At 59.1% G+C, this 12,613-nt stretch carries 9 protein-coding genes; 4 read left to right on the plus strand and 5 right to left on the minus strand.

Features of this window, described 5'->3' with window-relative positions; translation table 11 throughout:
• Positions 1 to 72: 72 nt before the first annotated feature.
• The 4 genes from KZZ06_RS00650 (at position 73) to KZZ06_RS00665 (ending at position 6,316) form a co-directional block, all read left to right on the plus strand.
• Positions 73 to 945: an outer membrane protein assembly factor BamD gene (locus tag KZZ06_RS00650; protein WP_219578104.1), complete on the plus strand. Its 873-nt coding sequence runs from the start codon at positions 73 to 75 to the stop codon at positions 943 to 945.
• Between the two features lie 37 nt (positions 946 to 982).
• Positions 983 to 2,644, plus strand: a complete 1,662-nt coding sequence (recN, locus tag KZZ06_RS00655; protein WP_219578105.1) for a DNA repair protein RecN — start codon at positions 983 to 985, stop codon at positions 2,642 to 2,644.
• A 78-nt stretch (positions 2,645 to 2,722) separates the two neighbouring features.
• Positions 2,723 to 4,408: a chloride channel protein gene (locus tag KZZ06_RS00660; protein WP_219578106.1), complete on the plus strand. Its 1,686-nt coding sequence runs from the start codon at positions 2,723 to 2,725 to the stop codon at positions 4,406 to 4,408.
• Positions 4,409 to 4,582: 174 nt separating this feature from the next.
• Positions 4,583 to 6,316: a calcium-binding protein gene (locus KZZ06_RS00665; RefSeq protein WP_219578107.1), complete on the plus strand. Its 1,734-nt coding sequence runs from the start codon at positions 4,583 to 4,585 to the stop codon at positions 6,314 to 6,316.
• Between the two features lie 4 nt (positions 6,317 to 6,320).
• Here KZZ06_RS00665 and KZZ06_RS00670 read toward each other — a convergent pair whose 3' ends face one another.
• The 5 genes from KZZ06_RS00670 to KZZ06_RS00690 all read right to left on the minus strand — a co-directional run bounded on the left by KZZ06_RS00670 (position 6,321) and on the right by KZZ06_RS00690 (position 12,562).
• Positions 6,321 to 6,665 carry a DUF427 domain-containing protein gene (locus KZZ06_RS00670; RefSeq protein ID WP_219578108.1) on the minus strand — a complete coding sequence of 115 codons (345 nt, stop codon included), beginning with the start codon at positions 6,663 to 6,665 and terminating at the stop codon, positions 6,321 to 6,323.
• Between the two features lie 40 nt (positions 6,666 to 6,705).
• On the minus strand, positions 6,706 to 8,496 hold the full coding sequence (locus KZZ06_RS00675; protein ID WP_219578109.1) for an aminopeptidase P family protein: 1,791 nt from the start codon (positions 8,494 to 8,496) through the stop codon (positions 6,706 to 6,708).
• 56 nt (positions 8,497 to 8,552) lie between these two features.
• Positions 8,553 to 10,430 (minus strand): cobaltochelatase subunit CobT, encoded by a 1,878-nt coding sequence (gene cobT / locus KZZ06_RS00680; RefSeq protein ID WP_219578110.1) that lies wholly within the window; start codon positions 10,428 to 10,430, stop codon positions 8,553 to 8,555.
• Positions 10,431 to 10,739: 309 nt separating this feature from the next.
• Positions 10,740 to 11,726 (minus strand): cobaltochelatase subunit CobS, encoded by a 987-nt coding sequence (cobS, locus tag KZZ06_RS00685; RefSeq protein WP_219578111.1) that lies wholly within the window; start codon positions 11,724 to 11,726, stop codon positions 10,740 to 10,742.
• Between the two features lie 206 nt (positions 11,727 to 11,932).
• Positions 11,933 to 12,562 carry a J domain-containing protein gene (locus tag KZZ06_RS00690; RefSeq protein WP_219578112.1) on the minus strand — a complete coding sequence of 210 codons (630 nt, stop codon included), beginning with the start codon at positions 12,560 to 12,562 and terminating at the stop codon, positions 11,933 to 11,935.
• Between the last annotated feature and the right edge of the window lie 51 nt (positions 12,563 to 12,613).

Genomic DNA, 12,613 nt, shown 5'->3' on the forward strand with positions numbered 1-12,613 from the left:
ATCTATTGTGATAGTCACCGGCAAAGTCGTATCACAATGCGTGGCGTGAAAAATGAAGCGAGGGTGTTAGGCATGACAATTGCAAAGTCGCGCAAGCGATTGATTGGCGCGGTGGTTGTTGTTGCCGTGCTGGGTGCATGTAGTGGCAACCAAAACACCGGTCGTACGACCAACAGCTTTTTCAACCCACAGGAAATCCCGCTGGAAACCTACAGCGCGGAACAGATTTACGAGCGTGGCGAGTTTGAATTGAACCGCAGACGCCCGGCCGAAGCGGCCGAATATTTCTCTGAGATCGAGCGGCTTTACCCTTATTCCGAATGGGCCAAGCGGGCCTTGATCATGCAGGCCTTTGCCTTTCATCAAGATCAGGATTACCCGAACAGCCGATCTGCGGCACAGCGGTTTATCGACTTCTTCCCCGATGACGATGATGCGGCCTATGCCAGCTATCTTCTTGCGCTCAGCTATTATGACCAGATTGACGAAGTTGGCCGTGATCAGGGCCTGACCTTTCAAGCGTTGCAAGCATTGCGTCAGGTGATCGAAGTGTACCCTGACAGCGAATATGCGCGCTCTGCCGTGTTGAAATTCGATCTGGCGTTTGACCATCTGGCGGGCAAGGAAATGGAAGTGGGTCGTTATTACCTGCGCCGCGACCATTACACCGCTGCCATCAACCGGTTCCGCGTCGTTGTTGAGGATTTCCAAACAACCAGCCACACCGCCGAGGCGCTGCATCGCTTGGTCGAGGCATATCTGTCCCTTGGTCTGACGAACGAGGCACAGACGGCGGGTGCGATTTTGGGCCATAACTATCAGTCTACTGAATGGTACGAGGCCAGCTATAAGCTGCTGACCGGCAAAGGCCTGCAAATGCGGTCGTTCGGGAACAACTGGCTGTCGGCTATTTATCGCCAAACCATCAAGGGCGAATGGATCTGACGGACGCGATCAAAGCGTCCCATACGGAAGTGGACCCATGTTACGCGGCCTAGACATCTCGAATATGTTGATCATCGACCGGCTGGAGCTTGCGTTCCAGCCGGGTTTGAACGTTCTGACGGGTGAAACCGGGGCGGGAAAATCGATCTTGCTTGATAGCTTGGGGTTTGTATTGGGCTGGCGCGGTCGTGCCGATCTGGTGCGCCAAGGGGCCGATCAAGGCGAAGTGACAGCGTGGTTCGATTTGGCAGAGACGCATCCTGCCCATGCCGTGTTGGAAGAGGCCGGGCTGCCCGGTGGCCGCGAATTGATCCTGCGCCGGATCAACGCATCTGATGGCCGCAAAACCGCATGGGTCAACGACCGGCGCTGTTCTGGCGAAGTGTTGCGGGCGCTGTCTGAGACATTGGTTGAACTGCACGGCCAGCACGACGACCGCGGCCTGTTGGACCCCAAAGGCCACCGCGCAATTCTGGACGATTTTGCCAAGGCTTCGGGCCTGCGCGACAAGGTCCGCCAAGCATGGAGCGCCCTTGCTGCCGCGCGCAAGGCGGCGACCAAAGCCGCCCAAGAACGCGACGCCATCGCCGCCGAAGAGGAATTCCTGCGCCATGCTGTGGCCGAGTTGGACAAGCTGAACCCGCAAGAGGGCGAAGAGGCGCAGTTGGATGTCCGCCGTCGTTTGATGCAGGGCGCTGAAAAGATCCGGTCGGACGTGGTCAACGCATACGAGATGCTGGGGCAGGGCGGTGCAGAAAGCCAGTTGGGCGATGCGCTACGCTGGCTGGACGGTGTCGCGGACCGGGCCGATGGCACGCTCGAGGCCCCGATGGCCGCGCTGTCACGGGCCATCGTCGAACTGGACGACGCCATGGAAGGTATCGTCGCTGCGATCGATACGATGTCGTTTAACCCGCTCGAGCTGGAAGAAACCGAAGAACGTTTGTTCGCGATCCGCGGATTGGCCCGCAAGCATGATGTCCAGCCAGATGATCTGGCAGGCTTTGCCGACACATTGCGTGGCAAGCTGGATGCGCTTGACGCGGGTGAAGCCGCGCAGGCCGAGTTGGAGAAGGCCGTGCGCGACGCACAAGCTGCCTATGACACGGCGGCGGATGCCCTGTCAGCGGCCCGCTCCAAGGCGGCTGGCAAGCTGGACAAGGCCGTAGGGGCAGAGCTGGCACCGCTCAAGATGGAGCGCGCCGTGTTCCAGACCCAGATCAGCCCCGAAGCCGCTGGCCCCGAAGGCCGCGATGCGGTGTCTTTTACCGTGGCGACCAACCCCGGCGCGCCCGCTGGCCCCTTGGGCAAGATCGCATCGGGTGGTGAACTCAGCCGGTTTCTGCTGGCGCTCAAGGTTGTCCTGACCAAGGGCCAAAGCGGGCTGACGATGATCTTTGACGAAATCGACCGCGGTGTTGGTGGGGCGACTGCTGATGCGGTGGGGCGCAGACTGGCCGCGCTGTCCCAAGGCGGGCAAGTGTTGGTCGTGACCCATTCCCCGCAGGTGGCTGCCCTTGGTGCGCATCATTGGCGGGTGTCCAAGGCCGTTTCAAAGGGCATGACCCTATCCACTGTCACGCCGTTGTCAGAGGACGAACGCGTCGACGAGGTCGCGCGCATGCTGTCTGGCGACACGATTACAGAAGCGGCACGTGCAGCTGCGCGGGTCCTATTGGGCGATCAATTCGCAGCCTAAAGCACCAAGGCAGATTGCGGGGCTTTTCCTAACGGCAACTGTGTCTTAGACAGGGTATAGCCTTTATCAAAAGTAGCCATGCCCGTGAACCCGCGCCCCTATCTGACCCAGCAATATGACGTCGCTTGTATCAAGGCGCGATCGGGCTGGGACGTGTTGCGCGAAAAGGGGCCGAGCAAGGTTACATTCTGGTTTATTGCGTTGGTGGTGGGCATCGCCGCCGGATTTGCGGCGTTGTTTTTCCGCAAGGGAATCAACGTGATACAGGCGTTTCTTTACGGCACTGATGACGTCGAACATCTGCACAGCTTCATTGGCAGCCTTGACTGGTATTGGGTCGTGTTGATCCCGACCATCGGGGGGCTGACCGTCGGGGTGATTTTGCATATTTTTACCCGTGACGCCCGTGTGCGCAGTGTCGGCGATGTGATTTTAGGCGCGGCCATGCACGAGGGCAGGGTCGAGACCCGCGCCGGTCTGGCGTCGGCCTTGGCATCGCTGATCACGCTGAGCACGGGCGGGTCATCGGGGCGCGAAGGGCCGGTTGTTCATCTTGCAGGGGTGATTTCGACCCTGATCAGCCGCCGGATCAATGCCAGCGGCATTACGGGGCGTGATCTGTTGGGTTGTGCTGTGGCTGCGGGCGTATCGGCCAGTTTCAACGCCCCGATCGCGGGCGCACTTTTCGCGCTCGAGGTCGTGTTGCGGCATTTCGCGGTGCATGCCTTTGCCCCCATCGTCATTGCCTCGGCTGCGGGGACTGTCATCAACCGGATGGAGTTCGGCGGCCTTACTGAATTTGCCCTACCCACGGTTGGGGACGTCGCGTTTTACGCTGAATTACCGGCATTTTTGCTGTTGGGGCTGACCTGCGGATTGGTCGCCGTGATCCTTATGCGCAGCATTTTCTGGGCCGAGGATATCGGGAACTTTATCCAAGACAAATCCAAACTTCCCCGCTATCTGCGCCCGGCTGTTGCGGGGGCGTTGCTGGGCTGCATTGCGCTTTGGTATCCGCATATTATCGGGGTCGGATATGAAACCACGACCCGTGCTTTGACCGGTAATATGGTGCTGAACGAAGCCTTTGTTTTTGCCGTGCTCAAGATCGTCGCGGTGTCCATCACCTTGGGGGGCCGTATGGGCGGCGGGGTGTTTTCGCCGTCGTTGATGTTGGGCGCGCTGACGGGGTTGGCCTTTGGTTTGATCGCCACCAGCGTGTTTCCAAATGTGTCCGGGGTCACGTCGCTTTATGCTTTGGCGGGGATGGGGGCGGTGGCCGCCGCCGTATTGGGCGCGCCGATCTCGACGACGTTGATTGTGTTCGAACTGACGGGCGATTGGCAAACTGGTTTGGCCGTGATGGTCGCCGTCAGTATGTCCACGGCCTTTGCATCGCGCATCGTTGATCGCAGTTTTTTCCTGACCCAGATGGAACGGCGCGGCGTGCATCTGGCCGCCGGGCCGCAAGCCTATTTGCTGGCGATGTTCATGGCGGCGCGGGTGATGCGCAGCCGCGATGATCCGGGTGCGGCCAATGATGATGTCTGCTGGGAACTGATCGGTGAGGGCACATATATCGATGGCACCGCCACGCTAGAGGCCGCGATGCCGATCTTTGAGCAATCGGGCCGATCCTTTATTCCTGTGGTCACCCTCAGGGCTGATTCCCCGCCTGAACTGTTGGGTGCCTTGTTCCATGTGGACGCGCTGAAAGCCTATAATCGCGCCCTGGCCGAGACCGCAGCCGAAGAACATTCCTGAATATAGAAGACCCGCAGCCCGAAGATTGTACCAGTTTTCAAGACAGTTTTTCGTCATGCGTAACATTGTTGCTCAACCGACGCGCGAGTTGTGAATTATGGCGGAAATAAGCCTTAACAAAGCATTATTATCCACGTAACTTTCAGGGGAGGTTTTTTCAGTGGAGATATTTTGATGCTTAGCTTGTTTTTATTACCTGCACTCGCGCTTTTTGGCGTGTCGGGCCTTGTCGATACCAGCGGTGTAGACGACGAGGATTTCGATGATGCGGATCTGGATTTTGAAACCCAGACGGGTACTGGTGGTGGCGATCTTTTGAACGGTACCGGAGCCACTGATTTTCTGGACGGGCTTGCGGGCGACGATACGCTTAACGGATTTGGCAATGATGACGTGGTGCTGGGCGGTACCGGCAATGACAGCGTGTCGTTGGGCGGCGGCGATAACCTGGCCTATGGCGATGATGGCGATGATACCATCAACGGCGGGCCCGGCGTCGACCTTATGGCCGGTGGCAACGGCGCGGATGTTCTGACCGGCTATGGCAATGATGATGGCTTGGCCGGAGGAGAGGGCGACGACCTGCTGCGCGGCAACGCTGGCAACGACACCCTGCTTGGCAACAACGGGGCCGACACATTGGATGGCGGTTCGGGCGATGACGATCTGCAAGGGAACTATGGCGACGACAGCCTTGGCGGTTTTGGCGGCACCGATTCACTGACAGGTGGCAGGGGCGCTGACAGCTTGGATGGCGGCAGCGGCGACGACACATTGTTCGGGAATGCGCAGGACGATACGTTGCTTGGCGGCACAGGCAACGATGTTCTGCGCGGCGGTGCCGATAGCGATCTGTTGAACGGCGGGTCTGGCACCGATGACATCCAAGGCAACTTTGGCGCAGATACCCTGTTAGGGGGTCGTGGCAACGACCTGCTGTCTGGCGGCGCGGGTGTCGATTATGTCGAAGGCAATGACGGTGATGATCTGCTGTACGGCAACGCAGGCGATGACGGAGTGAATGGCGGTGCTGGCAATGACACGCTGTTCGGCGGCATCGGGAATGACACCCTAAGCGGGATGATCGGTGATGATCAGCTTGACGGGCAAGGCGGTAATGACTTGCTGAACGGTAACGCCGGTAATGATACCCTGCTGGGTGGCGGATTGAACGACACTCTAAATGGCGGCGGTGGCAATGACGTGCTGGACGGCGGCACCCAAAACGACCTGCTAAGCGGTGGTGCCGGCGACGACGACATGTCGGGTGGCGGCGGTGCCGACACGCTGAACGCCGGGCCGGGCAACGATACACTTGATGGCGGCGAAGGCCCTGACAAGCTGGCTGGCAACAAAGGCGACGATCTGATTTCCGGTGGATCGGGCAATGATGCGCTCTTTGGCGGAGAGGGCAATGACACCATGTTCGGCAATGACGACAACGACTTTTTGCTGGCGGGTACCGGTGCTGACAGCATTGACGGCGGTGCTGGCAATGACGTTATCCGCGCCTACGACTTTGACTTTGCCGGTGATGTGACAGGCGCATCCGATACGCTGGCTGACACGATTGTGGCGGGTGATGGCAATGACACGATCAGCGTCAACGACGGCGACATCGTTACAGGGGGCGAAGGCGCAGATGTCATCAACGCAATCGGCTATGATCAGGTGGGCACAGAGCCCGTGATCGTGACCGATTTCGATCTGACCGAAGACGGCTTGTACCTGCAAGAAACCCAAAGCTCCCCCGCGAAATTCGCACCGGGCGACGGCAAGTTCGAAATCCGCGCCGCTTCAAACGGGACGGACAGCGAGATTGTCGTTGAGGGGAATGTGGTGGTGATTATGCAAAATACCGATGCCGCCGCCCTAAGCGCCGACACCAGTTGGTTGCTGAACGTCTAAGCGTTTAAATCTGCTCGACGGTGACTTCGGGCAGGTTGTAAAAGGCAAGATGCCCTTTGATCTCAGCGGCTTGGTCGCTGGGGTCTTCATATGACCATGCGACATTCTGCAAAGTCCGGCTTTTGGTGACGACCGAATAATAGGTCGCATCGCCTTTGTGGGGGCAATGGGTCGTCTTGTCGGTCTTGTCCAGAAATGCCATCGCGATGTCACCGCGGGGGATATAGATAACTGCATCCCGGTCGCCTTCGCGCAGTTCCAGCGCGTCTTTGGTCTCGGCCAGCACGGCACCTCCGGCACGGACTGTCCACGTGCCATCGGCTTTCAAAATCTTGATATGGTCTGACATCGCGGACCGGCCTCCCTAAAATAACTGAACTATGCAGCGCTCAGATCGGCGCAGTTGCAGCATCCAACCACAATTTTGCCTCATGCGATAGGCGTGGCCCGATCTTTTCCGCGACGTCGCGATGATAGACATTCAGCCAGTCGCGCGCCGCGCTGTCCAGCATATCCGCAATCACCAACCGTGTGTCGATGGGCGCAAAGCTAAGGGTTTCCCAATGCAGCATTTTGCGGTGTGCGTCGCCGCCGGGCAAATCAGGGGCAGGGCGCACCACCAGCAGGTTTTCCAACCGGATGCCAAAGGCCCCCTCGCGGTAATATCCCGGCTCGTTGCTCAGAATCATACCGGGCATCAACGGCACGGTGCTAACCTTGCTCAGCCGCTGCGGCCCCTCATGTACGCTTAGATATGCGCCAACGCCGTGGCCCAGACCGTGGTCAAAATCCTGCCCCGCCATCCACAGCGGCACGCGGCCAATCGCCTCGATATCGCGACCCGCAAGGCCCTGCGGCCAGCGCAGGCGGCTCATCGCGATCATCCCCGCCAACACACGGGTAAATGCTTGTTTCGCCTCCAAAGGGGCGGCACCGATGGGAATGGTGCGGGTGATGTCGGTCGTGCCATCCAGATATTGCCCGCCTGAATCCAGCACCAGCAGGTGCCCTTCCTCAAGGGTGCTATCGGTTTCCTCGGTCACGCGATAATGCATGATCGCGCCGTTGGGTCCGGTGCCTGCAATGGTCTCAAAGCTGATGTCTTGCAACGCGTTGTCACGACGGCGTTGCTCCTCAAGCTGGCGCACGACCTGCGCCTCGGTCACGGTGCCGGGGGCTTGGGCATCCAGCCAGGCCAGCAATTCAACCAACGCCGCCCCGTCGCGCAAATGCGCCGCTGCCGATCCCGCAACCTCGGCCTCGTTCTTGCAGGCCTTGGGCAGGGCGCAGGGGTCATCACCCCAAGATGCGCGGACACCAACAGCATCGACCACAGCAACCGGAACCGTTGATTTATCCAAACGGATCGGCCCTGCGAGGGTCTCAAGGTATCCCAGCAATGCATCGGGTTCATGCACCGTGACGTTGTCACCCAAGTGATCGGCCAGATCGGTGACTTTTTCGGGGGCAACGAACAGATCAACCGCACCAGAAGCGTGCAGCACGACAAATCCATGCACCACCGGATTGCGCGCGATGTCAGCCCCGCGCACGTTCAGCAGCCAACACAGACTGTCGGGCAGGGTAATGACAGCGGCGGTCTCGTCCTTTTTGCGCAGCTCTTCGGCCAAACGCGCGCATTTTTCGCCGTGGGATTCCCCTGCGAATTCTAGCGGGTGCACCTTGGCGGGGAACATCGGCGGGGCGGGTTGATCCCCCCAAATCCGGTCCACCAGGTTTTCGCACCGCCGCATTTCGATGCCGCTGCCTTTCAGTGCAGTATTTAGTAGTTCAATCTGGCCCACAGCATGCAGCCACGGATCAAACCCGACGATCCCGCCATCGGGCAATTCCGCCCTCAGCCAGTCGGCCAAAGACACCTCTGGCCAAGCCACCGGCGTGTAAACATCCGCCACCTGCGCCTTGACCTGCGTGCGATATCGCCCGTCGATAAACACGCCCGCCACATCCATCAACGCGGCGCAAAATCCGGCAGATCCGGTGAACCCCGTCAGCCAGCTTAACCGTTCATCATGCGGGGCAACATATTCGCCCTGATGCGCATCAGCACGCGGCACCAGAAACCCGTCTAGCCCTTCGGCCTTTAACTGGGTACGCAAGGCCGCCAAACGCGGCGGGCCTTGCTCAGGCCTCGATGTCACCTCAAACGATTGAAACATGACGCAAGTCCCTCTTCATTTTGCCAAATAAACTCCCCGCGGAGCGTCCCGCCGTCTCAGCCCGCGCGGCGCATGCCCATGACGCGGGCCCGTGCACGGGGATCGGTGTCAAACAGCGCCGCCAGCTGTTCAGTCATCGCACCGGCCAGCTGGTCAACATCGGTAATCGTGACCGCGCGGTCATAGTAACGGGTCACATCATGGCCGATGCCGATTGCCAGCAATTCAACAGCTTTGCGTTTCTCGACCATGGCGATCACGTCACGCAGGTGCTTTTCAAGATAGTTGGCGGGGTTCACCGACAGCGTGCTGTCATCGACAGGGGCACCATCACTAATCACCATCAAAATCTTGCGCGACTCGTGGCGGGCGATCATCCGGCGGTGCGCCCATTCCAGCGCCTCGCCGTCGATGTTTTCCTTCAGCAACCCTTCCTTCATCATCAGACCCAGATTGGGCCGCGTCCGGCGCCATGGGGCGTCGGCAGATTTATAGATGATGTGGCGCAGATCGTTCAGACGGCCGGGCTGCACGGGGCGGCCTTCGTTCAGCCATGTCTCGCGGGCCTGACCGCCTTTCCACGCGCGGGTGGTAAAGCCCAAGATCTCGACCTTGACGTTGCAGCGTTCCAGCGTGCGCGCCAGAACATCCGCACAAATCGCCGCGATCGAAATCGGACGTCCCCGCATGGAGCCGGAGTTATCCAGCAGCAGCGTCACGCAAGTGTCGCGGAATTCGGTGTCTTTTTCCATCTTGAACGACAGCGGCGTGGTCGGGTTTGCCACGATCCGTGCCAGACGGCCCGCGTCCAGCGTGCCTTCCTCGAGGTCGAATTCCCATGACCGGTTCTGTTGCGCCTGCAAGCGGCGTTGCAGCTTGTTGGCAAGGCGGCTTACGGCACCTTTCAAAGGCTCAAGCTGCTGATCCAGATAGGCGCGAAGGCGTTCCAACTCGGCGGGTTCGGCCAGATCTTCTGCGCCGATCACCTCGTCATTGTCGGTGCGGTAGACCAAATAATTGGGGTCCGCGTCCGATGCTTGCGGCGGGGCGGGTGGCTCCATCGGGGCGTCGCCATCGGGCATCTCGGCTTCTTCGCCAAGCTCCTGATCGGCCATGTCATCCATCGACACTTGCGCTTGGGATTCGTCTTGCTGTTGTTCCTGCGACTGCTCGGGCGAGGCTTCTGCCTGCTCGTCGTCATCGTCGTCCTGACCTGTGCTATCCGGATCTTGCTCTTCTTCGGTGCCTTCTTCTTCGGCGCTGTCTTGGTCGTCGTCGGACTGGTCAGGGTCATCGCCCAACTGGTCGCCATAGCCCAGATCAACGATCATCTTGCGGGCAAACCGCGCGAACGCTGCCTGATCGTCCAACGTGTCGTTCAATGTCTCTAGCGTGGCACCCGCCTGATTTTCGATATAACCGCGCCACAGTTCCATTGCGTTGGACGCGCCGGGGGGCAGATCGCGGCCCGTGGCCAGATGGCGCACAAGATATCCCGCAGCGGTGGACAGTGGCACATCGCTGGGCTGTTTGGCCTGATCATAGCCCTTGCGGAGCGCATCATATTTGATTTTGGCGTCGATGTTTCCGGCGGTGCCGGGCATGTCGCGGGCACCCACGGCCTCGCAACGGGCGGTTTCCATCGCCTCGTACAACTCGCGGGCCATGTCGCCATTGGGCAGGTATTTCGAATGGGTCTGGCCATTGTGATAGCGCCGGTTCAACGCCAGCGCATCTGCGGTGCCACGGGCCAGCAACACTTCGTCGCGGGTCATGCGCCGGCTGACCTGCGGCAGGCGCATTGCGTCGCCGGACATGCCCGAGGGATCAACGGAATAGCTTACCGTGACGTCCGGGTCATGGGACATGACCTTGGTCGCTTCGGCCAGCGCCTTTTTGAACGCGTCGGCGGGGTTATCGGAAGGTTTAGACATCTTAATCCCTACTCCTGAATTCAAGCTCTCGAGCCTCATGTTCGTCATGCTGATATCGGGCTAATAGATCAGTACAAAATGACATTTCATCCCCATCAAACCCTGCCAGAACTGGTACGCATTCAGCAATCGTGGGCGTCTGGTATGATGCCGCAGCTTTGAGGTCTTGCTCCAACTGCTGGTTCCTCTGTGCTGTCGCCGCCTTTACCTCTGCCGCATACTCTGGTGATGTTTCTACCCCAGATGAATATCCACTCTTATAGCTAAACCAACCAACAAAAGTTATGATGACGAGGATCGCTAAAGCTTTCACCCCAAGCTCACGCTGGCCGCTGATTCAGGCAGTTCTTCGTCGAACAGACGCTGGTAGAACTCGGCCACTGTCTGGCGCTCAAGCTCGTCGCATTTGTTCAGGAACGACAGGCGGAAGGCATAGCCGACGTTGCGGAAAATCTCGGCGTTCTGGGCCCATGCGATGACGGTACGCGGGGACATCACGGTGGACAGATCGCCGTTCATGAACGCGGTGCGCGTCAGGTCGGCAACGGTGACCATCTGCTTGATCGTCTTGCGGCCCTTGTCGGTGTTGTAATGCGGGTTCTTGGACAGAACGATCTGGGTCTCGGCCTCGATCGACAGATAGTTCAGCGTGGCGACCAGCGACCAACGGTCCATCTGACCTTGGTTGATTTGCTGGGTGCCGTGGTACAGACCCGTGGTATCGCCCAGACCAACGGTGTTGGCGGTCGCGAAAATGCGGAAATAGGGGTGCGGTTCGATGACCTTGTTCTGGTCCAGCAAGGTCAGCTTGCCGTCTACTTCGAGAACGCGCTGGATCACGAACATTACGTCGGCGCGGCCCGCATCGTATTCGTCGAACACAATCGCAGTCGGGTTGCGCAGGGCCCACGGCAGGATGCCTTCTTGGAAGGTGGTGACCTGTTTGCCGTCGACCAGTTTGATCGCGTCTTTACCGATCAGGTCGATCCGGCTGATGTGGCTATCAAGGTTAACACGCACACAGGGCCAGTTCAGCAGGCTTGCCACCTGTTCGATATGGGTGGATTTCCCTGTCCCGTGATAGCCCTGAACCATAACGCGACGGTTGTGGTTAAAGCCGGCAAGAATGGCCATCGTGGTGTCTGGATCAAACTTATAGGTGCTGTCTTGATCCGGTACGCGGCTTGTGCGTTCCTCAAAGCCATGAACGATCATGTCTGTGTCGATACCAAAGACTTCGCGAACGGAGATCTCTTTGGTGGGTTTTGCGTTAAGATCCAATGAGGTCTCGGCCATTCTGTGCGTCCTTCATAATCATGCGCGCCTGCAGGTCAGGGCGGTTTCGTTAGGCAACATATCTTTCTTAAGCCTGAGGGAAAGGCCCAATTCGCATCTGCGGCAATGACGGCGTGTCGCGTCTGTGCAGATAGGGGCAATTAGGGCACGCCTAATGCGGACCGCGCGCTGTGGCCCATGCCAGGCCGTTGCGCGCGGTGATAGGTTTATTTGTCCTTAAAGTGGCGGCTGACTTTGATTTGGTCCCAAGCCCAGACGACCTCTTGCAACTGCTCTTCCTGGCTGCGGTCGCCACCGTTCATGTCAGGGTGCAAGACCTTGATCAGCGCCTTATAGGCTTTGCGCACCTCGGGCTTGGTCCAGTTGTCCTTGGCCTCGAGAATCTCGATCGCGCGGCGTTCTGTGGGGGGCAAACGACGGCCGGCAGCGGGGCCTTTGCCCGGGTTTTGGGTCGCGTTTTTGCCCAGCACCTGATGGGGGTCTTCGATGCCCAGACGGGCCCAGGCGCGTGCCTCGGGATCGCCAAGCGGCTTGGTGGTGCGTTCCCAAACTTTGTCTTTGGACTGCTGTGCATTCAATTCGGCCTCGGTGGTGCCGTCAAAGAAGTTCCACTTGAGGTTATATTCGCGCACGTGCTGCTGGCAAAACCAGAAATAGTCGTCCAGCACATCTGGGGCCTTGGGCGCGCGGTATTTACCGGGCTCCTGGCATCCCTCGTGGGAACACAGCCGCTGTGATGTCTCGGATGCACCGGACATACCCCTGCGGCCACGGGGGTTTTTCTTTTTGGAAGACGACACTGACATGTCGAATCCAAAGGGATCAGCTTTGGGCATGATATGGACCTTTCCGACTCAGGACGATCACTCTAAAGATTGCAGCGCCAG

Source organism: Sulfitobacter sp. CW3 (assembly GCF_019392245.1).
Lineage (GTDB): Bacteria > Pseudomonadota > Alphaproteobacteria > Rhodobacterales > Rhodobacteraceae > Sulfitobacter.

Coding starts and splice junctions, on each gene's coding strand:
- KZZ06_RS00650 (WP_219578104.1), top strand. CDS start 73: ATGACAATTGCAAAGTCGCGCAAGCGATTGATTGGCGCGGTGGTTGTT.
- recN (WP_219578105.1), top strand. CDS start 983: ATGTTACGCGGCCTAGACATCTCGAATATGTTGATCATCGACCGGCTG.
- KZZ06_RS00660 (WP_219578106.1), top strand. CDS start 2,723: ATGCCCGTGAACCCGCGCCCCTATCTGACCCAGCAATATGACGTCGCT.
- KZZ06_RS00665 (WP_219578107.1), top strand. CDS start 4,583: ATGCTTAGCTTGTTTTTATTACCTGCACTCGCGCTTTTTGGCGTGTCG.
- KZZ06_RS00670 (WP_219578108.1), bottom strand. CDS start 6,665: ATGTCAGACCATATCAAGATTTTGAAAGCCGATGGCACGTGGACAGTC.
- KZZ06_RS00675 (WP_219578109.1), bottom strand. CDS start 8,496: ATGTTTCAATCGTTTGAGGTGACATCGAGGCCTGAGCAAGGCCCGCCG.
- cobT (WP_219578110.1), bottom strand. CDS start 10,430: ATGTCTAAACCTTCCGATAACCCCGCCGACGCGTTCAAAAAGGCGCTG.
- cobS (WP_219578111.1), bottom strand. CDS start 11,726: ATGGCCGAGACCTCATTGGATCTTAACGCAAAACCCACCAAAGAGATC.
- KZZ06_RS00690 (WP_219578112.1), bottom strand. CDS start 12,562: ATGCCCAAAGCTGATCCCTTTGGATTCGACATGTCAGTGTCGTCTTCC.